Below are 20456 nucleotides of genomic sequence, written 5' to 3' on the forward strand. Positions count from 1 at the left end.
ACGTCGGGAAGAACGCCAGGCGATCAGTTGCGATCGCTCCTGTGGCGCTGAGATGTCTGTACAGCTCAGGGCCGTCGGCCGACAAGATGTCTGTACACCCTGGTACCCGCCGCCGGCCGGCCGGTGAACGGCCGTCAGCCGTCCGACAGTTCGTCCGCGAGCAGGTCCATCAGCAGGTTGTCGTGCCAGGTGCCGTCCGAGCCGCGCTCGTACTGGCGCATGGTGCCGACCGGGCGGAAGCCGACCTTGGTGTAGCAGCGGATGGCGGCCAGGTTGTCCGCGGCCGGGTCGATCACCAGCCGGTGGTAGTGGTGGTCGTGCACCAGGTGCCGGGCCAGGGTGCGCACGGCGTCCGTCCCCAGGCCCAGACCGTGCACCGAGGGGTCGAGGAAGATGTCCATCCCGGCGTGCCGGTACTCGTCGTCGTTCTCGGCGTACCACTGCACGGCGCCGACCACCCGGCCGCCCACGTCGATCGCGAAGGTCTCGGTCTCGGGGGCGTCCAAGTCCCGGGCGACCTCGTCGACCAGGTCGTCACCGCCCCGCCAGCGGGCGAACACCTCGGGCGTGCTGCGGATCGCCACCAGTGCCGGGATGTCGTCGGCGGTGGCCGGGCGGAGGGTGACCAGGGTGCCGTGCAGAATCGTCCCCATATGGGGCATGTTGGCACGGAAAGCCGCCTCTGGCCAGCGGTTTTCCAGGGGCCCCGCCCGGCACCGCGGCACGGGGCGGGCCGGGGCCGCGAGCCGGGCGGTCAGCCCGCGGCGGGCCGCTCCTGGTCGCCGAGCGGGCCCAGCCAGACGGCGGTGACGGCACTGACGTAGCGGGCGCCGCAGTGGTCGTCCGGGACGACCAGCTGCGGGCCGTCCGCGTCCAGCGGGGCGCCGTCCATGCTGGTGGCGAGCAGGATCCGGCGGCCGCCGAAGTCCGGGTCGATCTCGGCCCAGGAGACCACCGCCCGGTGGCCGTCCGCACCGACCACGTTGAGCAGGAAGCGCAGCCGCTGCTTGCGGCCGGAGAAGTCGATCCGGGGCCGGGCGGCGAGCAGGACGTCCAGCAGGGCCGGGCCCTCGTAGCCGTGCCGCTGCTCGCCCTCGGTCAGGCAGTCGAAGCTGACCTCGACCCGGTGCGCGGGGAGGGTGCGCAGTTGCTCGACGGTCAGCTCGGCCGGCTCGTCGAGGTGGCCGTGCAGCCGGACGGTGGGTGGTGCCGGGGTCACGCCGGGGCCGGTCCGGATCATGGCGCTCCTTCCTCCCGGGCCGCGCCACTGCGGCCCGGGAGGAGGACTACCCGAGGGGCAGCTCCGACATTCGCGGTTGCGGCGCTGAATGCCCTCATTCAGCGGCAGCTGAGATGACCGGGCGACGGTTCAGCTCGCAGGTGCGAGACCGGTCGCGGTGCACGCCGGAGGCCGCGGCGCCCGCCGGAGGAGAAGGACCGGCGCGCCCCGCACACCGATTCAAGCAACCCGGCAATCGGGCGGACCACTGGTTCCGCACACCGGTCACGGGGCCCTCGGCTGGATGATCCGACAAGAAGATTCGCGGTTGTTCCACTGGCATTTACGATGCATATGCGTCGGCATCCCTCTCATCTGCGAGAGGAAGCGACGCGGCGCACCAGAGCGACACCCCTGGCGAGAGCGAGCGAAAGATGATCGTCGGCGACCTGCTGCACCTCGACGACCTGTCCATCCGGCTGGCCTGGGGCACCCCCGACCTGCTCGACCGCCCGGTCACCGGCGTCAGCTCCACCGACCTCCAGGACCCGGCCCGCTACCTCCAGCCCGGCGAACTCGTGCTCACCGGCCTGGTCTGGTGGCAGCCCGCCGACGCCTCCGGCGCGCTGCGCTTCGCCACCGCGCTGCGCAGCGCCGGGGTGGCCGCCCTGCTGGCCGGCGAGGGCACCCACGGCAGCATCCCGGACGGCCTGGCCGAGGCCTGCCGCACCCACGCCATCCCGCTGCTCGCGGTGCCCGCCGGGGTGAGCTTCCGGGCCGTCACCGACCGGGTCTACCTGCGGCTCTGGGGCGACCTGCGGGCGGGGGCGCAGGACACCGCGGCGATCCCGGAGACCGTCCGCAGCGAACTGCTCGACCTGGTCCGCACCGAGGCCGCACCCGGCCAGGTGCTGGCCCGCGCGGTCGGCCGGCTCGGGCTGCCCGAGTGCTCGATCACCACCGCCGGCGGCCGCCCGGTGGCCGGCCCGCCCCAGCCCGCACCGGCCGCCGGTCGCGGCGGGCCCGGGCTGCCGGTCGGCCCGCAGGACGGCTCCCCGTTCGACGGCTGGCGGCTGCGGGCCCACCCGCACACCCCCGCCGTGGAACCGGCGCTCCAGGGCCTCGCCGACCTGCTCGCCCCGCTCGCCGCCCGCGCCCGGGCCGCGGCCGGCACCCGGCGGCGGGCCGCCGGACGGCTGCTGGACGCGTTGGCCGACGACGCCGGACTCACCGAACCGCTCGCCGCCTGCGGGCTGGCCGAGACCGGCCCGCTGGTGGCGGTCACCGCGCGGATCGAGCCCGGCCGGGCCGGCGACGAGGCGCCGGTCGACTGGGCGGCGCACGCGCTGGCCGAGGCCCTGCACCCGCTGGACGTCCCGTACGCGGCCGGCACCGACCGCACCGGGCTCACCGCCGCACTGGTGGCCGCACCCGCCGAGCGGGTCGCCGAACGGCTGCGCCGGGCCCGGCCCGCCCTCCAGGCCCGGCTGACCGGCCGGCGCACCCTGCGGATCGGCGTCGGCCCGGCCGCCCCGGCCACCCCCCAGGCGCTGCGGGCGGCCCTGGTGCAGGCCCGGTACGTCTTGGCGGGCGCCCCCGGCCCGGTTGGCAGCACCGCCGAACTGGACTCCCTGGACGGGCTGTTGCGCGGCATCCCGCCCGAGGTGACGGCCGCCTTCCACGCCCGGCTGCTGGCCCCGCTGACCGCCCACGACGCCGAGAACGGCGTCTCGCTGCTCGGCACCCTGGCGGTGTTCCTCGACCATGACGGCTCCTGGGCGCGGACGGCCGAGCAGCTCCACATCCACGTCAACACCGTCCACTACCGGATCCGCCGGATCGAGGAGCTGACCGGCCGCAACCTGGCCCGCCTCCGCGACCGGACCGACCTGCGGGCGGCACTGCTGTGCGCGCCGGCGGCGGCCGTCCGGTGACCGCCGTCCGGTGACCGCCGTCCGGTGACCGTCCGGTCGGCGAGCAGGGCCCGGACGGACGACAGGTAGGAAAAAGATTCTTCCCGGCCGATGTCGATCCGGCGCCGGCCCGATCGACGCAGGGGTGAGCGGCGGGGAACGGCCCCGCCCGCAGGACCGAGGAGTCACCATGCCGCGCTTCATGTCACTGATCCGGATCGACGAGAGCGCCCGGGGCGACTGGGAGCCCGACCCGGGGTTCGAGCAGCGGATGGGGGCCCTGTTCGAGGAGATCACCAGGGCCGGGGTGATGCTGGACACCGCCGGGCTGACCCCGACCGCCCAGGGCACCCGGGTGACCTGGGCCGACGGGAAGGTCGGCTACACCGACGGGCCGTTCACCGAGACCAAGGAGGTCATCGGCGGCTACGCGATCATGCAGTGCAAGGACAAGGCGGAGGCGCTGGAGTGGACCAGGCGCTTCCTGCAGACCCACCCGGCGCACTGGCAGGTCGAGGCGGAGGTCCGGCAGCTCGACGAGGCACCGCGGCCCCCGCAGTAAGGGCGGTAGGGCGGTAGGGCAGTAAGGGCCGTAGCGACCGTGGCGCACGTTGCCTCCCGCTCCGCCGGCTGCTCTGATGGGTGGCCGTGACGGAGAGGGAGGCGACGGCGGTCGTCGAGGCGGCGTACCGGATCGAGTCCGCGCGGATCATCGCCGCGGCCGCGCGGATCGTCCGGGACGTCGGCCTGGCCGAGGAGTTGGCGCAGGACGCGCTGGTGGCCGCGCTGGAGCAGTGGCCGCGCGACGGCGTGCCGGACAACCCGGGCGCCTGGCTGACGGCCACCGCCAAGCGGCGGGCGGTCGACCTGGTACGCCGCCGGGAGGTCTACGCCCGCAAACTCGCCGAGGTGGGGCGGTCGCTGGAGGACGCGCCGGAGCCACCGGAGCCGTCCGGCCCGGACGACATCGACGACGACCTGCTGCGGCTGATCTTCACCGCCTGCCACCCGGTGCTGTCGGCGCAGGCGCGGATCGCGCTCACCCTGCGGCTGCTGGGCGGGCTGACCACCCCGGAGATCGCCCGCGCCTTCCTGGTGCCGGAGGCGACGGTGGCCCAGCGGATCGTCCGGGCGAAGCGGACGCTGGCGAAGGCGGGCGTGCCGTTCGAGGTGCCGTACGGCGAGGACCGGGCGCAGCGGCTGTCCTCGGTGCTGGAGGTCGTCTACCTGATCTTCAACGAGGGCTACTCGGCCACCGCCGGGGACGACCTGCTGCGCCCGCAGCTGTGCGAGGACGCCCTGCGGCTGGCCCGGGTGCTGGCCGCGCTGGTGCCCGGGGAGCCGGAGGCGCACGGGCTGGCCGCGCTGCTGGAGTTCCAGGCCTCCCGGACGGCCGCCCGCACCGGCCCCGACGGGCGGCCGGTGCTGCTGGCCGAGCAGAACCGGGCGCGCTGGGACGGGCTGCTGATCCGGCGCGGCTTCGAGGCGTTCGGGCGGGCGGGCAGCGGGCCGTACTCGGCGCAGGCCGCGATCGCCGCCTGCCACGCCAGGGCGCGGCGGTACGAGGACACCGACTGGGCGACGATCGCCGCGCTGTACGAGCGGCTGCTGGTGCTGACGCCCTCACCGGTGGTGGCGCTGAACCGGGCGGTGGCCGTCTCGATGGCCCGGGGCCCGGCCGCCGCCCTGGAGCTGGTGGACGCCCTGGCGGCGGAGCCGGCGCTGCGCGACTACCACCTGCTGCCGAGCGTGCGGGGCGACCTGCTGGCCCGGCTGGGGCGGACGGCCCAGGCCCGGGCGGAGTTCGAGCGGGCGGCGGGGCTGACCCGCAACGAGCGGGAGCGGGAGCTGCTGCGGGAGCGGGCGGCCGCACTGGGCGACAGGCCCTAGCTAGGGGGTGTCGTCCTGGCGCAGGCGGGCGCTGACCGCGCCGAGGCCTTCGGCGAGGACGGCGAGCTGCTCGCGGGTGAGCACGTCGATCAGCAGCTCGCGCACCAGGGCGACGTGGCCGGGGGCGGCCTGGCGGAGCGTCTCCCGCCCCTGGTCGGTGAGTTCGGCGATGACGCCGCGCACGTCGCTGGGGCAGGAGCGGCGGCCGACCAGGCCCATCCGCTCCAGTTGGGTGACCTGGTAGGTCAGGCCGCTCTTGGAGGTGACCAGCTTGTCGGCGAGTTCGGTCATCCGCAGCGAGTCGCCGGGGGCGGCGGACAGGTGCACCAGGATCTCGTACTGCTGGTGCGAGAGGCCGGAGTCGTCCTTGAGCTGGCGCTCCAGCCGCCGGTTGAGCAGGTTGCTCGCGACGACGAAGCCCCGCCAGGCGGCCATCTCGTCCTGGTCGAGCCAGCGGGGTTCGTTCAGTGAGGACATGGGGTGAAGCCTACTCCTGTTGTTCAAATTCGAACGAAGGTGTACCGTCCCGGAGTAGAGGTTCAAATTTGAACTACCCACTCGTTCCCCTTGAGGAGGACACCTTGAGCACCGCGGCCCCCGAGCGCATGCCCGCCCTGTACCTCTCGCACGGCGCGCCGCCGCTCGCCGACGACCCGATCTGGCCGGGCCAGCTGGCCGCCTGGTCCGCCGACCTGCCCCGGCCCAAGGCCGTCCTGATGGTCTCCGCCCACTGGGAGGAGGCCCCGCTGGCCGTCGGCGCCGTCACCACCGTCCCGCTGGTCTACGACTTCTGGGGCTTCCCCGAGCACTACTACGCCGTCCGGTACGCCGCCCCCGGCGCCCCCGAGTTGGCCGAGCGCGTGCACAAGCTGCTGCGCGCCCCCGGCACGCCCGTCCAGGACATCCCCGACCGCGGGCTCGACCACGGCGCGTACGTCCCGCTGGTGGAGATGTTCCCGGAGGCCGACGTCCCGGTGCTGCAGATCTCCCTGCCCACCCTGGACCCGCAGCGCCTGCTGGAGATCGGCCGCCGGCTCGCCCCGCTGCGCGACGAGGGCGTGCTGATCATCGGCAGCGGCTTCTTCACCCACAACCTGCGGGCGCTCAACAGCGACGGCCGGACCAGCTCGGTGATGGCCGAGTTCGACGACTGGGGCAGGCGCGCCCTGGACGCCCAGGACCTGGACGCGCTGCTCGACTTCGAGCGCAAGGCCCCGGCCGGGCGGCTCGCCCACCCGCGCACCGAGCACTTCGCGCCGCTGTTCGTGACCCTCGGCGCCGGCGAGGCCGACCTCGGCAGCCAGCGCAGCGTGATCGACGGGTTCTGGATGGGGCTGGCCAAGCGGTCGATCCAGCTGGGCTGAACGGGTGAGCCCGGCGCGCTACAGCGAGCAGCAGGTGAAGCGCTCGCCGATGTGCTCGGGCTGCTCGATCTCGTCCACCAGGGCGACCGCGTAGTCCGGCACCGAGATCCGGCTGTGGCCCCCGGCGTCCGTGAGCAGTTGCTCCAGGCCGGTCCGGTAGCGGCCGGTCCGCTCCCCCGGGCCGATCTCCGCGGCCGGGCTGAGTACCGTCCAGCGGACGTCGGAGACGGTCCGGTAGTAGTCCAGCGCCTCGCCGTGGGCGTGCATGATCTGCAGGATCGGCTCCGGCAGGCCCGGGGCGTCCCAGACCCGCACGCCCGGGGCGGTCTCCAGGCTGCCCGCGCCGCCGACCGCGATCAGGCGGGGCGCGGCGCCGTCGGCGACCGCCCGCAGGCCCTCGACCAGTGAACGGGCGGCGGGCTCGATCAGCGCCAGGTGGCCCGGGCCGTCGCCGCCGCCGACGGCGCTCACCAGGACGTCCCGGCCGGCCGCCACCCGGGCCACGTCGGCCGGGTCCAGTACGTCGCCGCGCTCCACCCGGGCCGCCGCACCCCGGTAGCGGTCCGGCTCGCGGACCACGGCGGTGACCTCGTGCCCGCGGGCCGCCGCCTCCGCGACGACGGCGCTGCCGATGCCGCCATTGGCGCCGATCACGGCGATTTTGGCCATGGGGTACCTGCCCGGTGCTCGGAGGGTGGCCTCGCTTCTCACTGGCCTCAGACAGCTCGATTATCGGACGGAAGCGCGAACGGCCGCCCGCGCAGGCCCCGGTGGAACGGACCTCGGCGGGCGGCCGTACTGCGGGGCGCGCCGGTGGTTCAGGACGCGCCGGTGGCGGTGCGCTCGGCCTGGCTGCGCTCGACGCACAGCTCGTTGCCCTCCGGGTCGGCCAGGGTGACCCAGCCGGTGCCGTCCGGGCGGCGCTGGTCCGACACCACCGTGGCGCCCAGGGCGAGCAGGCGCTCGACCTCCTCGTCACGGCTGCGGTCCTGCGGCTGGAGGTCCAGGTGGACCCGGTTCTTCACGGTCTTGCCCTCGGGCACCCGGATGAACAGCAGATCGGCACTGGCGGAGATCACCACCGCCTCCGGGTCACCCGGGTTGTCGTCCTCGGCGAGGGTGCCGTCCAGCACCTTCGCCCAGAAGTCCGCGAGGGCGAACGGGTCCGCGCAGTCGATCGTCACATGACGTACCAGAGAAGCCATGGGCTCACTCTGGCCGGTGCCGTTCGGTCGTGTCCAGCCTTTTCCGGCAGTGCCGGTGCCCGTCCAGCGGGTACGACGGCGGGAAGGCCGGGACGACCTCCGCGAACGCGTAGCCGCTCTTCTCCGCGACCCGGCAGGAGGCGTCGTCGTCGCCCTCGTGCAGCAGGTCGATCCGGACCAGGCCGTCCGCGGCGAAGACCTCGAAGGCCCAGACGGTCAGCGCCTCCACCGCGCAGGGCCGGGGCGTCGGCGTCCTCGAAGGGGCGCAGCAGCAGGCCGTCCGCCGTCGGGAAGGTGGTCAGGGCCGGGTCGGGTCGGTGGTGGTTCATGGTGCTCTCCCCCTGGGTTCGGAACCGCTGCACGATCTTCCTGACGGACGGCCGGCCACCGCTCGACGGTTGCGGCTTGACCTTGACGCTGGCGGCAGGGTCGGAGAGTGCTCCCATGAGCGAACAGAACGAAGCGGGGACGGGTCGGGTCGTGGTGGTCACCGGGGCCGGGACGGGGATCGGGCGGGAGACCGCGCGGGCCTTCGCGGCCGAGGGCGCCCGGGTGGTGGCGGTCGGGCGGCGCCCCGGGCCGCTGGCGGAGACGGCGGCCGCGCACCCGGGGCTGATCGAGCCGCTGGTGGCGGACGTCACCGGACCGGACGCCCCGGAGCGGATCGTCGGAACGGCCCTGGAGCGGTACGGGCGGCTCGACGTGCTGGTGAACAACGCCGGCATCGTGCAGAACACCCAGCGCGTCGGCGACTTCCACCGGGCCGGGATCGAGACGCTGCTGGCCACCAACCTGGTCGCCCCGGTGCTGCTCGGGCAGGCCGCGCTGCCCGCACTGGCCGAGAGCCGGGGCGTGGTGGTCAACGTCAGCACCGCCGTCGGACAGCGCGGCTGGCCGACCAACTCGGTGTACGCGGCGGGCAAGGCGGCGCTGGAGACGATCACCCGCAGCTGGGCGGTGGAGCTGGCTCCGCGCGGCATCCGGGTGGTCGCGGTGGCGCCCGGGGCGATCGACACCCCGATCGGCGAGCACTCCGGTTTCAGCCCCGAGCTGTCGGCGGCGATCCTGGAGTGGCAGTTGGGGCTCACCCCGCTGGGCCGGATCGGGCGGCCCGCCGAGGTGGCCTGGGCGATCACCCAACTCGCCTCGCCGCAGGCCTCGTTCGTGACCGGCGTAGTGTTGTCCGTGGACGGGGGCGCGCTGGTGGCCTGAGGAACCGACGGACGGACGGGCGGGGCGGCGGTGCGGATCGGTGAACTGGCGCGGCGGACGGGCAGTACGGCCCGGGCGCTGCGGCACTACGAGCAGGCCGGGCTGATCGACTCCGAGCGGGCGGCCAACGGCTACCGGGAGTACCGGGATTCGGCCGTCCCGCGGGTCCGCAACATCCGCGCCCTGGTCGCCGCCGGGCTCACCATGGAGGACCTCCGGCCGATGCTCACCTGCCTGGACGGGGACGTCCTCGCCCGGCCGCCGTCCGAGCGGGTGCTGGGGGTCGTCCGGGAGCGGCTGGCGGCGCTCGAACGCCGGATCGCCGCCCAGACCGAGGCCCGGGACCGGCTGCTGGTGGCGCTGACGGCGGCCGAGCGGCTGCGTTCGAACGGGTGACACCCCCGATCGGGGGTGTGCAGCGGGCGCGCGGGATAGGACAGTGGGCGCATGCAGATTCCACTCTCCGTGCTGGACTTCCTCGACCGGGCCGAGCTGGTCTACGGCGACCGGGTCGGCATCGTCGACGAGCCGGTGCAACCGGCCGAATCCTGGGGCGAGCTGAGCTACCGGCGGATCGCCGGGCTCGCCCGGGCCCAGGCCGCCGGGCTGGACCGGCTCGGCGTCGGTCCGGGCGAGCGGGTCGCGATCGTCTCGCACAACTCGGCCCGGCTGCTCACCGCCTTCTTCGGGGTGAGCGGGTACGGCCGGGTACTGGTGCCGGTCAACTTCCGGCTGCGGGCCGAGGAGGTCGCGTACATCGTCGAGCAGAGCGGCGCCTCCGTCCTGCTGGTCGACCCCGAACTCGCCGACGCGCTGCACGGGGTGGTGGCCAAGCACAAGTTCGTGCTCGGCGCGGACAGTGACGCGCTGCTGTACGACTTCGACCACGCGCCCCGCCGGTACGCGATCTCCGAGAACGACACCGCGACCATCAACTACACCAGCGGAACCACCGCCCGCCCCAAGGGGGTTCAGCTCACCCACCGCAACGTCTGGCTGAACGCGACGCTGATGGGCCTGCACTACGGCGCGAACGACCGGGACGTGTACCTGCACACCCTGCCGATGTTCCACGCCAACGGCTGGGGCCTGCCGTTCTCGCTCACCGGACTCGGCGCCCGGCACATCGTGCTGCGCAAGGTGGACGGCGCCGAGATCCTGCGCCGGGTCGAGCGGCACGGGGTGACCTTCCTGTCCGGCGCGCCCGCCGTGGTGCAGATGGTGCTGGACGCGGCCGCCGACTGGGACGGCCCGGTGCCCGGCCGGGACAGGGTGCGGATGATCGTGGCCGGCGCCCCGCCGCCGACCTCCGTGGTGCAGCAGGTCGAGGAGCAGCTGGGCTGGGAGTTCATGCAGCTCTACGGCCTGACCGAGACCGCGCCGATCGTCACCGTCAACCGCTCGCGCGCCGAGTGGGACGCCCTGCCGGCCGCCGAACGGGCCGAGAAGCTGGTGCAGGCCGGCGCGCCCGCGCTCGGCACCCAGCTGCGGGTCGACGCCCAGGGCGAGGTGCTGGTGCGCTCCAACACCGTGCTGGACGGGTACTGGCAGCAGCCGGAGGCGAGCGCCGAGGCGCTGCGGGGCGAGTGGTTCCACACCGGCGACGGCGGCACCCTCACCGACGGCCAACTGTCCATCTCGGACCGGAAGAAGGACGTCATCATCAGCGGCGGGGAGAACGTCTCCTCGATCGAGGTGGAGGACTGCCTGTACGGCCACCCGGCGGTGGCCGAGGTCGCGGTGATCGGGGTGCCGCACGAGAAGTGGGGCGAGACGGTCAAGGCCCTGGTGGTGCTCCGGGAGGACCGGGCGGCCGTCACCGAGGCGGAGTTGATCGCGCACTGCAAGCAGCGGCTGGCCGGCTACAAGTCACCCACCTCGGTGGAGTTCCGCGCCGAACTGCCGCGCACGGCCACCGGGAAGCTGCAGAAGTTCCGGCTGCGCGAGCCGTACTGGAGCGGGCGGGAGCGCCAGGTCAACTGACGAGTCCGGTCGCCCTGGCCGCCAGGGCGAGTTCGGTCCGGTTGCGGACACCGAGCTTGTGCATCGCGGACTTGAGGTAGCCGGTCACGGTATTGCAGGTCAGGCCCAGATGGGCGGCGATCTCCGGATTGGTCCGGCCGGTCGCCGCCCAGCGCAGCACCTCGTGCTCGCGCCGGGTCAACGGCCGTGCGGGCGACACCGGTTCGGGCTTCGTACGGCTCCAGGCCGCCGCCCCGGCGAGCGCCCGGGCGGCCGTCGCCGCCAGCCGGCCGACGGCGGAGATCCGGACGTCCCCGAACGGGACGACGGTGCGCAGCGAGGCGTACACCACGCCGTGCACGGTGTCGCCGTCCAGCAGCGGGACGGTGAGCATCGCGTACAGGTCGTCGGCGGCCACGGCCGCGTCGTACTGGTGCGAAATGGTCGTGGCCGCACGGTAGTCGGGCACCCAGGTGGGCGCGCGCTCGGCGAGCGCCCGGCCGCCGAGGCCGAGGCCGGCCGGGACGGGCACATCGTGCAGCAGGTCCGCCCGGGTGCCGGCCCAATGGCGCAGCACCATGCCCTCGCTGCCGGGGCGGCGGCCGGGCAGCGGCTCGGGCACGCCGACCAGCCCGACATCGGCACCGCACTCGGCCACCACCCGGCGGGCGAGGTCTCCGAGCACCGCGCGGCGCACCAGCTCGGCGGCGCGGGCGGCGAGTTCGGGGTCGTCGGAGTCGGCGGGGTGGTGGGAGTGGTGGGAGTGGTGGGGGCGCTCGGGGTGGTCCGGGCGCTCGGGGGCGCCGAACGGCACGGCAGTGAGGGGGTCCGCAGCCCTGGTCATCGCGGAATTGTCACACGCGGTGCGACCGGAGGCGAGAGTCCTGACGTGCGTGTTCCGTGGAGTGGCGGGCGTCGGCGCCGGTCGGGGCGTAGGGTGCGGCCGCGGGCTACCGACCAGTAGCAACCGCGCCGAGCGGAGGGAAGAGCCGATGACCGACCCCGACACCCCGGGCACGCCGGGCGCCCCGGGCCACGTCCTGCACGGCCTGCTGGCCGACCTGCGGGCCGAGAGCGCCGTCCTGGACGGGCTGGTGGCCGGACTGTCGGCCGCGGACTGGGCCGCGCCCACCCCGGCCGAGGGCTGGACGGTCGCGCACCAGATCGCCCACCTGGCCTGGACCGACGACTGGACGGCACTGGCCACCCGCGACCCGGAGGGCTTCACCGCCTCGCTCGGCGGCCGCTTCACCCAGCTGCTGGCCACCGGCGCCGACCCGGTCGAGGACGGCGCCCGGGAGGGTGCGGCCGCCGAACCCGCCGCCCTGCTCGCCCGCTGGCGGGCCGGGCGGGCGCAGGTACAGGCCGCCCTCGCCGCCGTCCCCGCCGACGTCCGGCTGCCCTGGTTCGGCCCGCCGATGAAGCCCGCCTCGATGGCCACCGCCCGACTGATGGAGACCTGGGCGCACGGCCAGGACGTGGCGGACGCGCTGGGCACGACCCGGGAACCCACCGACCGGCTGCGGCACATCGCCCACCTGGGCCTGCGCACCCTCGGCTTCGCCTTCGCGGCCCACGGCCTGCCCGCGCCGCAACGCCCGGTGCGCCTCGAACTGACCGCACCCGACGGGGGTTCGTGGGCCTTCGGCCCGACCGACGCGATGGACGTGGTGACCGGCCCGGCCCTGGACTTCTGCCTCCTGGTCACCCAGCGCCGCCACCGCGACGACCTCGCCCTGACCGCCACCGGCCCGATCGCCACCATCTGGCTGCCGATCGCCCAGACCTTCGCCGGCCCTCCCGGCAAGGGCCGGCAGCCCGGCGCCGGAGCCTGACCGGCCCGGAGCGGGTCCGCGCACAGACTGCACCGGACCACGACCGCTACCACGCGCGGCACGACCGGAAGTTCGGGGACAGCATGCGCGTTCCCGAGCCGTTCGACTTCGAGCTGGAGCTGAGCGGGCTGGTGCGTTACCCGGACTGAGCGCGACCGGGCTGAGCACGACCGGGCGGACCGGGGCCTCAGAGGCCGATCCGGAGTGGGGCGAGGCGGGTGGCGATCAGGTTGGTGGCGCCGCGGTCGCGTTCGATGTGGCCGTGCACCAGGAGGCCGGCCCGGTCCAGGGCGGTGCGGCGCTGGGACTCCCAGACCGGGCGGTTGCAGATCACGTTGATCAGGCCGGTCTCGTCCTCCAGGCTGAGGAAGAGCACCCCGCCGGCCGTCGGCGGGCGCTGGCGGTGGGTGACCAGGCCGCCGACCACCACGGCCGTTCCCGGTGGCACGTGCGGGAGTTGGGCGGCGCTGAGCGCGCCGCCGCGGTCCAGGTGGGCGCGCAGGTGCTGGAGCGGGTGGCTGGTGGCGGAGGTGCCGGTGGCCCACAGGTCGGCGATGGTCTCCTCGACCGGGCTCATCCCGGGCAGTTCCGGCGCCTCGGTGCCGGGCGTGGTGCCGGGGAGCAGTTCGGCCGAGATCCCCGCGAACGCGCCTGCCGCCCACAGCGCCTGACGTCTCGTCAGGCCGAAGCAGTCGAAGGCCCCGGCCGTCGCCAGCGCCTCCAGGGCGGGCGCGGGCAGACCGGTGCGGCGGGCGAAGTCCTCCAGGTCGGCGTACGGCTGCCCGGCCGCGATCAGCTCGGCCTGCGGGGTGCCGATGCCGCGCACCGTCTCCAGGCCGAGCCGGATGGCCGGTTGGGGCCGGCCGGCGGTCAGCGGCGGCGCGGGGGTCGGGCCCCGGTACGGCTCCAGGGTGGGGCGCGGCCCGCTGGCGTTGACGTCCACCCCGCGCACCCGTACGCCGTGCCGGCGGACGTCCGCGACCAGGCTGAGCGGCGAGTAGAAGCCCATCGGCTGGTTGGCCAGCAGGGCGCAGGTGAAGGCCGCCGGGAAGTGGTGCTTGAGCCAGGCGCTGGCGTACACCAGGTAGGCGAAGCTGATCGCGTGCGACTCCGGGAAGCCGTAGTTGGAGAAGGCCTCGATCTTGCCGTAGACGTCCTCGGCGACCTCGGCCGGGATGCCGCGCTCGGCCATCCCGGTGAGCAGCCGGTCGCGCAGCCGGGCGACCCGCTCGTGCGAGCGCTTGGCGCCCATCGCCTGGCGCAGCCGGTCGGCCTCGGCAGGCGTGAACCCGGCGCAGTCGATGGCGAGTTGCATCATCTGCTCCTGGAACAGCGGCACCCCGAGGGTCTTGCCGAGGGCGTTCTCCATCAGCGGGTGCGGGCAGCCGGGCGGCTCCGCCCCGGCGCGGCGGCGCAGGTACGGGTGGACGGAGCCGCCCTGGATCGGGCCGGGGCGGATCAGCGCGACCTCGACCACCAGGTCGTAGAAGTGGTCCGGCTTGAGCCGGGGCAGGGTGGCCATCTGCGCCCGGGACTCGACCTGGAAGACGCCCACGGTGTCGGCGCGGCGCAGCATCGCGTACACGCCCTCGTCGTCGCCCGGGATGCCGGCCAGGTCGTAGCGCAGGCCGTGGTGGAGCGCGATCAGGTCGCAGGCGTCGTGCAGCGCGGCGAGCATGCCGAGGCCGAGCAGGTCGATCTTCACCAGCCCGGCGCCCGCGGTGGACTCCTTGTCCCACTGGAGGACGGAGCGCCCGGGCATCCGGGCCCACTCGGTCGGGCAGATCTCCCCGATCGGCTCCCTGGTGAGCACCATGCCGCCCGAGTGGATGCCCAGGTGGCGCGGCAGGCCGTGGAGTTGGGCGGCGAGCGAGAGCACGTCGGCGGGGATGACGGCGTCCGCGCCGGGGGCGGAACGGAAGTCGGTCTGCCGGCTGAAGGCGTCCACCTGCCCCTGCGGGTAGCCGAGCACCCGGGCGGCGTCGCGGATCGCCAGCCGGGGGCGGTAGGTGATCACGTTGGCGACCTGGGCGGCGTGCTCGCGCCCGTAGCGGCGGTAGACGTACTGGATGACCTCCTCGCGGCGGCGGTTCTCGATGTCCAGGTCGATGTCGGGCGGGCCGTCCCGGGCGGTGGACAGGAAGCGCTCGAACAGCAGCTTGTAGTGGACCGGGTCGACGGCGGTGATCCCGAGGGCGTAGCAGACCGCCGAGTTGGCGGCCGAGCCGCGGCCCTGGCACCAGATGTCCTGGCTCCGGCAGAAGTCCACGATGTCGTGGACGATCAGGAAGTAGCCGGCCAGGTCGAGGTCCTCGATCACGTCCAGTTCCTTGGCGAGCTGGCGGCGGGCGGCGGCGTTGCCGGGGCCGAAGCGGGCCGGGCCGCCGGCCGCGACCAGGGCGCGCAGGTGGCCGATCTCGGTCTCCCCCTCGGGGACGGGGTAGCCGGGCAGCTCCGGGTCCAGCTTGGCGAAGTCGAAGGCGCAGGCCCGGCCGAGTTCGGCGGTGGCCCGCCGGACGCCGGGGAAGCGGGCCAGCCGGGCGGCCATCTCCCGGCCCGAGCGCAGGTGCGCGGTGCCGGAGGCCCTCGTCCAGCCGGCCGCCTCCTGGAGGGTGCGGCGCCCGTGCAGGGCCGCCAGGCTCTGGGCGAGCCGGCCCTGGGCGGGGCCGGCGTGGTGGGCGTTGGTGGAGGCGACGACCGGCAGCCGCAGTTCTCCGGCGAGCGCGGCGAGGGCGTCGTTGCGCCGGTCGTCGCCGGGCAGCCACTGGTCGATCAGCTCGACGTACACGTTCTCGCGGCCGAACGCCTCGGTGAGGGTGCGCAGTCGCTGCTCCGCCCCGCCGGTCGCGAGGGCCGCCGGGACCCGGCCGAGGCGGCAGCCGGTGAGCACCGCCCAGTGGCCGTCGTGCGCCCCGGCGAGCGCGGCGAAGTCGTACGCCGGACGGCCCTTGGCGCCGCCGGCCAGCTGGGCGGCGGCGATCGCGGCGGAGAGACGGCGGTAGCCGGCCGGGTCACGGGCCAGGACGAGCAGGTGCTCGACGTCCTCGGCACCCGCACCCCTCGCGCCGTGACGGATCGTCAGTTCGGCGCCGAAGACGGTGGCCACGCCCGTCCCCCGGGCCGCCTCGGCGAGCCGGACCGCTCCGTACAGGCCGTCGTGGTCGGTGATCGCCAGGGTCTCCACGCCCAGCCGGGCCGCCTCGGCGACCAGGTCCTCCGGGTCGCTGGCGCCGTCCAGGAAGCTGAAGGCGGAGTGGACGTGCAGTTCGGCCCAGGGTTCGGCAGGGGGTTCCTCGGCGGGGGGTTCGGTGGGGGCTTCTTCGGTGGGGGGTTCGGTGGGGGTCTCCGAGGTGGGGGCTTCCTCGGTGGGGGTCTCCGAGGCGGGGCGGCGCAGCGGGACGACCGTGCGGTCCGGCGCGGCGCCGGTCAGCCGGCGGTGCAGTTCGCTCCAGGGGACGGTGGGGTGGCTGGTGAAGCCCATCGGGGTTGCCTTCGTCGCTCTCGTACTGGTCCTGCCCCCCTGTCCCCCTGCCGCGGGCCTTCGGGCCGCTAGTCGTAGCCGGCCTCCAGGTACCACGCACCCCCCTCCACGGTGAGCAGCAGCGCCCGGCCGCCGTCCACCACCACCTGGAACCGCGCCCGGCGGCGGGTGAGCGACTGGTCCCACCAGTACTCGACCGCCGGCCAGGGCCCGGTCCAGGCCGCCACCCGCTCCTCCCGGCCCCGGGCCACGACCAGGGCCGGGCGGCCCGACACCCCCGCCCGGCCGTCCACCGTGACCGGTCGGCCGGCCTCGTCCAGCACCCGGACCGGCGCCGGCTCGCGCAGCACCACGGCCGGCCAGAGGTCCGCCGACCGCTCCGCCAGCCGCCCCGGCCAGGGCGCGTCCGCCGCGGCCGCCGCCTCGTACGGCTCGCCCCACGGCACCCGGACCTGCTGCTCACCCGGACCACGCCCGCCCGCCGGCTCGATCCGGCGCAACCCGGCATGCCCGAGCACCGCCTGCACCCGGGCCACCGCGCGCTCCACCCGGTCGTCCGCGACGGCCTGGCCCCACAGGGCGAGCTGGCGGCCCTGGTCCGGGGAGAGGCCGTCGGGGGCGAGGCGGAGCAGGGCGAAGCCCTCCTCGGCCCCAGGGCTGGCGGGGCTGCCGGTGCTGCCAGTGCTGCCCTGGCCGTCGGTGTTGCCGGTACTGCCGGGGCCGCTGGTGAAGGTGCCCATGCCCTGCCAGGCCTGGAGCTGCCAGCGGACCCGTTCGGCCAGGGCCGTCGCGGACAGCCGGCCCTCGTGCCGCCACAGTCGGGAGACCGTCCGGCCGTCCGCGCAGGCCACCTCGACCGCCACCCGGCGGCAGGTCAGCCCGGCTCCGGCCAGCCGCCGGTGCAGCTGCTCGGCCAGCGTGCGGGCGACGAACACCAGCGGCTCGGTCGACGGCTCCGGCGGGTCGAAGCGCTGCTCGACGGCGAGGTCCGGCTCCTCGCCGCGCGGCACCAGCGGGCGCGGCTGCAGGCCGCGGGCCAGCCGGTGCGCGACCGTCCCGGTCGGGCCGAAGCGGTCCGCGACCGCCTCGGGCGGCAGCGCGGCGAAGGCCCCGACGGTGGGCAGGCCGAGCCGCCCCAGCAGCTCGGCCAGCGTCTCGTCACCCAGCGCGGCCACCGGGTAGGGGGCGAGGAACTCCGCCGTACGACCGGCGGGCACCAGCACCCCGGCGCGGGCGGCGAGCACGGCGGCGAACAGGCCGTCGGCGACGCCGATCCGGGCGTGGGGGGCGGTCGGTCCGGTGGCCGGTGCGGCGGTGGGTTCGGCGGTGGGTCCGGCGGTGGGTCCGGCGGTGGGTCCGGTGACAGGTATGGCGGGCGGGCCTGGGGTGGCGGGCACTGCCACCGCGCCGGGGACGGCGTCCGGGACGGGCGGTCGCCCGAGGGCGTCCGCCACCGCCGCGCCGACCAGGGCCGCGAGCGCCTCCTCGCCGCCGAAGTAGCGGCCCGGGCCCTTCACCGGAATGGCGCACAGACCCGGGCGGATCACCTCCACCCGGGGCGTGAACGCCTCCACCGCCGCGACCACCGGCTCGAAGCGGCGGGTCTCCGCCTCCGGGTCGCGGTCGCGCAGCTCCAGTTCCGGGCAGAGCCGCTGGGCCAGCTTGAGCCGCTGCCCCTGCCGCACCCCGGCAGCCCGGGCGCCCGCGGAGCAGGCGAGGATCCGGCCGGCCTCGGTCACGGCCACCGGGTCGTCACCGGTGACGGCCACCACCGGCCAGTCCGGGCACCAGACCACCAGGACCCTGGGGGTCCGGTCGCCGTCGGGCGTCGTCGGCATGTCACACCACCGCCGCCACGAGCGGAGCCGCCACGGGAACGGCGGGCACTACGGCGGAAACGGCAGGGACGACGGCAGGGACGACGGCAGGGACGGCCGCGGGGCCCGGGGGAACGGCGAGGGGCTGCGGCTGCTCCCGGACCGGGCGCACCGCGCCGTGCTCGTCCGGCAGCCAGAGCCGGGCCGTCCGGCCGCGCACCGCCGAACCGCGCCCCTCGGCCACCACCTCCACCTGACGCCCGGCGAGCTGCCCGTGGCCGTCCCCCAGCCCGAACCAGCGCCCGGACCGCACCCCCAGCCGCAGCACCGCCCCCGGCCACGGCCCGGCCACCAGCAGCACGCAGCCGGTGCGCCGCAGCACGGCGGCCAGACGGGCGGCCAGCTTCGGGGGCACCGGCCCGTCCGGGCGCAGCATGATCAGTTCGACCGCGCCGGCCAGCACCGACACCACCTCGGGCCAGTGCCGCCCCGGGTCGTCGGCGACCAGCAGGCGGCGCAGGTCCAGGCCGTACCCCTCGGCGGCGGCGAGGCCCAGCTCCGGCAGCCCGACCGCGGCCGCCCAGCCGCCCCCGGTCTCCCGGACCCCGGCGGCCAGCGCGAGCAGCAGTCCGGCGTCCCCGCCCGCCACCGACACCGCCGTCCCGCGCCGCAGTCCGCCGTCCGGCAGTACCTCGCGCAGGGCGGGCACCACGGACACCAGTCCGCGCCCGGCCGCCTGCCCAGCCGTCAAGCCAGCCGTCATCCCGTCCGTCAACCCGTCCGTCCGCACGCTCTCGGACGCGGGCACGGCAGCCGGGAGCGCCACCGGCCGCAGCACGGGGCGTGCGGGCTGCTGTTCGACGGTGGATTCGAAAGAAGGTTCGAAAACGGGCACAGCCCCAGGATCGAACATCCGTTCGCAAAGATTCAAGTCCACCCCACCACCCCCATCCGTCACGCTCCGTGTCGGATGCGCCGAATGCCGGAGCCCCCTTGGCTCTTTCAGGTGACCGACAACCCTTTTTTCCTTGACAAATTTTTTTGTCGGTCGGATGCTGGAGAGGTGCTGGACGTCGCCGTGATCGAAGAACCCGCCGCGGCCGAGGCCTCCCTGGACCCGATCCGGTCCCGGATCCTCGCCGCCCTCGCCGAGCCCGGCTCGGCCGCCATGCTGGCCACCCGGCTGGAACTGCCCCGGCAGAAGGTCAACTACCACCTGAAAGAACTGGAACGGCACGGACTCGTCGAACTCGCCGAGGAACGACGCAAGGGCAACGTCACCGAACGGGTGTACCGCGCCACCGCCGCCTCCTACGTGATCTCCCCCAGCGTCCTGGCCGCCGTGAGCCCCGACCCCTCCCGTTCCCCCGACCAGCTCTCCGCCCGCTGGCTGCTCGCCCTGGGCTCCCGGCTGGTGCAGGAGGTCGGGGCCCTGCTCACCGGCGCCTCCCGCGCCGGGCGCCGGGTCGCCTCCTTCGGCATCGACGCCCAGGTGCGGTTCGCCTCCGCCGCCGACCGGACGGCCTTCGCCGAGGAACTGTCCCTGGCCGTGGCCACCCTGGTCAGCCGCTACCACGACGAGTCCGCCCCCGGGGGCCGCAGCCACCGGGTGGTCGTCGGACTCCACCAGATCCCCTCGGCACCGCAACCCGAGGACGACCGACCGCAACCCGCGGACACCCGACCGCGGCCCACGGACACCCGACCGCGGCCCGAGGCCGACCAGGAGAACCGGACATGACCCACCCCTTCGAGATCGAACTGGAGACGACCCTCCCGGCGAGCCCGGAACAGGTCTGGGAGGCCATCGCCACCGGACCGGGCCTCGACTCCTGGTTCATGGGCCGCAACGAACTCGATCCGCGCGAGGGCGGAACCGCCGGCATGGAGATCGGCGGCCACCGCACGGAGGCGGTGGTCACCGCCCACGAGCCCGGCAAGCGCCTGGCCACCCGCACCGCCACCGCCGAGGACGGCCGGTTCATGGCCTTCGAGTACCTGATCGAGGGCCGGGACGGCGGCAGCACCGTGCTCCGCGTCGTCCACAGCGGCCTGCTCGGCGACGACTGGCAGGACGAGTACGACGCGCTGCGCCGCGGCTGGCCGTTCCACCTGCACACGCTCCGCGAGTACCTCACCCACTTCCCCGGCCGCACCGGCACCCCGGTCTTCGCCGCCGCGCCCGGAGGCGGACGCCCGGACCCGGAGGTCCGCGGCCTGCTCGCCGACGCCCTGTCACTGCCGCTCCCGGTCACCGTGGGTGCCCGGGCCCACGCCGGACCGGCCGGACTGCCCGCACTGGACGGGGAGGTGGTCTGGGCGGACGACGAACGCTTCGAACTCCGCACCGCCGACGGGCTCTACACCTTCCACCACGGCGCGGGGACGGTGCTGATGTTCCACCACCTCTTCGGGCCCGCGACGGACGGGGCCGAAGCCGCCTGGCAGCGATGGCTGGCCTGGCTCCTCGCCTGACCGACGCGCACGCATCGCCCGTCCGACATCCGCAGAGCCACGAGAACCGTAGACCCGCGAGAACCGCAGAGCCACGAGAACCG

20 protein-coding genes are annotated in these 20456 nt (G+C 75.0%); 10 read left to right on the forward strand and 10 right to left on the reverse strand.

Translation table 11 applies throughout. The annotated features are described in order from the left end of the window. Nucleotides 1-134: 134 nt before the first annotated feature. Nucleotides 135-653 (reverse strand): GNAT family N-acetyltransferase, encoded by a 519-nt coding sequence (locus ACFWXO_RS12330; protein ID WP_375891239.1) that lies wholly within the window; start codon nt 651-653, stop codon nt 135-137. Between the two features lie 101 nt (nt 654-754). Continuing rightward, nucleotides 755-1240: a molybdopterin-dependent oxidoreductase gene (locus ACFWXO_RS12335; protein ID WP_375891237.1), complete on the reverse strand. Its 486-nt coding sequence runs from the start codon at nt 1238-1240 to the stop codon at nt 755-757. A gap of 413 nt (nt 1241-1653) precedes the next feature. Between ACFWXO_RS12335 and ACFWXO_RS12340 the strand changes: the two genes are divergently transcribed. The 3 genes from ACFWXO_RS12340 (at nt 1654) to ACFWXO_RS12350 (ending at nt 5022) form a co-directional block, all read left to right on the forward strand. Further along, nucleotides 1654-3153, forward strand: a complete 1500-nt coding sequence (locus ACFWXO_RS12340; RefSeq protein WP_380523501.1) for a PucR family transcriptional regulator — start codon at nt 1654-1656, stop codon at nt 3151-3153. Nucleotides 3154-3322: 169 nt separating this feature from the next. Next, nucleotides 3323-3694 carry a YciI family protein gene (locus ACFWXO_RS12345; RefSeq protein WP_375891234.1) on the forward strand — a complete coding sequence of 124 codons (372 nt, stop codon included), beginning with the start codon at nt 3323-3325 and terminating at the stop codon, nt 3692-3694. Nucleotides 3695-3780: 86 nt separating this feature from the next. Then, nucleotides 3781-5022 (forward strand): RNA polymerase sigma factor, encoded by a 1242-nt coding sequence (locus ACFWXO_RS12350; protein ID WP_380523503.1) that lies wholly within the window; start codon nt 3781-3783, stop codon nt 5020-5022. Here ACFWXO_RS12350 and ACFWXO_RS12355 read toward each other — a convergent pair whose 3' ends face one another. Then, nucleotides 5023-5490 carry a MarR family transcriptional regulator gene (locus ACFWXO_RS12355; protein ID WP_360237449.1) on the reverse strand — a complete coding sequence of 156 codons (468 nt, stop codon included), beginning with the start codon at nt 5488-5490 and terminating at the stop codon, nt 5023-5025. Between the two features lie 113 nt (nt 5491-5603). Between ACFWXO_RS12355 and ACFWXO_RS12360 the strand changes: the two genes are divergently transcribed. Further along, entirely contained in the window at nt 5604-6386 is a 783-nt protein-coding gene (locus tag ACFWXO_RS12360; protein ID WP_380523505.1) for a dioxygenase, read from the forward strand. An 18-nt stretch (nt 6387-6404) separates the two neighbouring features. Here the strand turns inward: ACFWXO_RS12360 and ACFWXO_RS12365 are convergent, their stop codons facing one another. The 3 genes from ACFWXO_RS12365 to ACFWXO_RS12375 form a co-directional block, all read right to left on the reverse strand. Next, nucleotides 6405-7055, reverse strand: a complete 651-nt coding sequence (locus ACFWXO_RS12365; RefSeq protein WP_380523507.1) for an NAD(P)-dependent oxidoreductase — start codon at nt 7053-7055, stop codon at nt 6405-6407. Between the two features lie 149 nt (nt 7056-7204). Then, nucleotides 7205-7591: a VOC family protein gene (locus tag ACFWXO_RS12370; RefSeq protein WP_380523509.1), complete on the reverse strand. Its 387-nt coding sequence runs from the start codon at nt 7589-7591 to the stop codon at nt 7205-7207. A 4-nt stretch (nt 7592-7595) separates the two neighbouring features. Beyond that, nucleotides 7596-7820: a hypothetical protein gene (locus ACFWXO_RS12375; protein WP_380523511.1), complete on the reverse strand. Its 225-nt coding sequence runs from the start codon at nt 7818-7820 to the stop codon at nt 7596-7598. Between the two features lie 215 nt (nt 7821-8035). On the opposite strand from ACFWXO_RS12375, the gene ACFWXO_RS12380 reads away from it, so the two are divergent. The 3 genes from ACFWXO_RS12380 to ACFWXO_RS12390 are packed head-to-tail and all read left to right on the forward strand — an operon-like array spanning nt 8036 to nt 10786. Beyond that, nucleotides 8036-8803: an SDR family NAD(P)-dependent oxidoreductase gene (locus ACFWXO_RS12380; RefSeq protein WP_380523513.1), complete on the forward strand. Its 768-nt coding sequence runs from the start codon at nt 8036-8038 to the stop codon at nt 8801-8803. A 30-nt stretch (nt 8804-8833) separates the two neighbouring features. Further along, nucleotides 8834-9199: a MerR family transcriptional regulator gene (locus ACFWXO_RS12385; RefSeq protein WP_380523515.1), complete on the forward strand. Its 366-nt coding sequence runs from the start codon at nt 8834-8836 to the stop codon at nt 9197-9199. 51 nt (nt 9200-9250) lie between these two features. Then, on the forward strand, nt 9251-10786 hold the full coding sequence (locus ACFWXO_RS12390) for an AMP-binding protein (RefSeq protein ID WP_375891219.1): 1536 nt from the start codon (nt 9251-9253) through the stop codon (nt 10784-10786). Here ACFWXO_RS12390 and ACFWXO_RS12395 read toward each other — a convergent pair. Then, the gene (locus tag ACFWXO_RS12395; RefSeq protein ID WP_380523518.1) at nt 10779-11609 is read right to left on the reverse strand and encodes a LuxR C-terminal-related transcriptional regulator; all 831 of its coding nucleotides are present in this window, start codon (nt 11607-11609) and stop codon (nt 10779-10781) included. The genes ACFWXO_RS12390 and ACFWXO_RS12395 overlap by 8 nt on opposite strands. Before the next feature lie 148 nt (nt 11610-11757). On the opposite strand from ACFWXO_RS12395, the gene ACFWXO_RS12400 reads away from it, so the two are divergent. After that, complete coding sequence (locus ACFWXO_RS12400; protein WP_380523520.1) at nt 11758-12600, forward strand: TIGR03084 family metal-binding protein; 843 nt, start codon at nt 11758-11760, stop codon at nt 12598-12600. Nucleotides 12601-12787: 187 nt separating this feature from the next. Here the strand turns inward: ACFWXO_RS12400 and ACFWXO_RS12405 are convergent, their stop codons facing one another. The 3 genes from ACFWXO_RS12405 to ACFWXO_RS12415 all read right to left on the reverse strand — a co-directional run bounded on the left by ACFWXO_RS12405 (nt 12788) and on the right by ACFWXO_RS12415 (nt 18649). After that, nucleotides 12788-16081: an error-prone DNA polymerase gene (locus ACFWXO_RS12405; protein WP_380523522.1), complete on the reverse strand. Its 3294-nt coding sequence runs from the start codon at nt 16079-16081 to the stop codon at nt 12788-12790. Nucleotides 16082-16149: 68 nt separating this feature from the next. Beyond that, nucleotides 16150-17919, reverse strand: coding sequence for a DNA polymerase Y family protein (locus tag ACFWXO_RS12410; RefSeq protein WP_380523525.1), 1770 nt, complete (start codon nt 17917-17919; stop codon nt 16150-16152). 1 nt (nt 17920) lies between these two features. Further along, nucleotides 17921-18649, reverse strand: coding sequence for a hypothetical protein (locus tag ACFWXO_RS12415; protein ID WP_380523527.1), 729 nt, complete (start codon nt 18647-18649; stop codon nt 17921-17923). 312 nt (nt 18650-18961) lie between these two features. On the opposite strand from ACFWXO_RS12415, the gene ACFWXO_RS12420 reads away from it, so the two are divergent. Then, on the forward strand, nt 18962-19639 hold the full coding sequence (locus ACFWXO_RS12420) for a helix-turn-helix domain-containing protein (protein ID WP_380523529.1): 678 nt from the start codon (nt 18962-18964) through the stop codon (nt 19637-19639). After that, complete coding sequence (locus tag ACFWXO_RS12425) at nt 19636-20373, forward strand: SRPBCC domain-containing protein (protein WP_380523531.1); 738 nt, start codon at nt 19636-19638, stop codon at nt 20371-20373. The genes ACFWXO_RS12420 and ACFWXO_RS12425 overlap by 4 nt, the downstream gene beginning before the upstream one ends. Nucleotides 20374-20456: the final 83 nt, after the last annotated feature.

It is taken from the genome of Kitasatospora sp. NPDC059088, assembly GCF_042738155.1.
Taxonomy (GTDB): domain Bacteria; phylum Actinomycetota; class Actinomycetes; order Streptomycetales; family Streptomycetaceae; genus Kitasatospora.

Excerpts from the sequence above, each read along its gene's own strand:
- ACFWXO_RS12330 (WP_375891239.1), bottom strand. The coding sequence starts at position 653 with ATGGGGACGATTCTGCACGGCACCCTGGTCACCCTCCGCCCGGCCACC.
- ACFWXO_RS12335 (WP_375891237.1), bottom strand. The coding sequence starts at position 1,240 with ATGATCCGGACCGGCCCCGGCGTGACCCCGGCACCACCCACCGTCCGG.
- ACFWXO_RS12340 (WP_380523501.1), top strand. The coding sequence starts at position 1,654 with ATGATCGTCGGCGACCTGCTGCACCTCGACGACCTGTCCATCCGGCTG.
- ACFWXO_RS12345 (WP_375891234.1), top strand. The coding sequence starts at position 3,323 with ATGCCGCGCTTCATGTCACTGATCCGGATCGACGAGAGCGCCCGGGGC.
- ACFWXO_RS12365 (WP_380523507.1), bottom strand. The coding sequence starts at position 7,055 with ATGGCCAAAATCGCCGTGATCGGCGCCAATGGCGGCATCGGCAGCGCC.
- ACFWXO_RS12370 (WP_380523509.1), bottom strand. The coding sequence starts at position 7,591 with ATGGCTTCTCTGGTACGTCATGTGACGATCGACTGCGCGGACCCGTTC.
- ACFWXO_RS12380 (WP_380523513.1), top strand. The coding sequence starts at position 8,036 with ATGAGCGAACAGAACGAAGCGGGGACGGGTCGGGTCGTGGTGGTCACC.
- ACFWXO_RS12390 (WP_375891219.1), top strand. The coding sequence starts at position 9,251 with ATGCAGATTCCACTCTCCGTGCTGGACTTCCTCGACCGGGCCGAGCTG.
- ACFWXO_RS12395 (WP_380523518.1), bottom strand. The coding sequence starts at position 11,609 with ATGACCAGGGCTGCGGACCCCCTCACTGCCGTGCCGTTCGGCGCCCCC.
- ACFWXO_RS12400 (WP_380523520.1), top strand. The coding sequence starts at position 11,758 with ATGACCGACCCCGACACCCCGGGCACGCCGGGCGCCCCGGGCCACGTC.
- ACFWXO_RS12405 (WP_380523522.1), bottom strand. The coding sequence starts at position 16,081 with ATGGGCTTCACCAGCCACCCCACCGTCCCCTGGAGCGAACTGCACCGC.
- ACFWXO_RS12410 (WP_380523525.1), bottom strand. The coding sequence starts at position 17,919 with ATGCCGACGACGCCCGACGGCGACCGGACCCCCAGGGTCCTGGTGGTC.
- ACFWXO_RS12425 (WP_380523531.1), top strand. The coding sequence starts at position 19,636 with ATGACCCACCCCTTCGAGATCGAACTGGAGACGACCCTCCCGGCGAGC.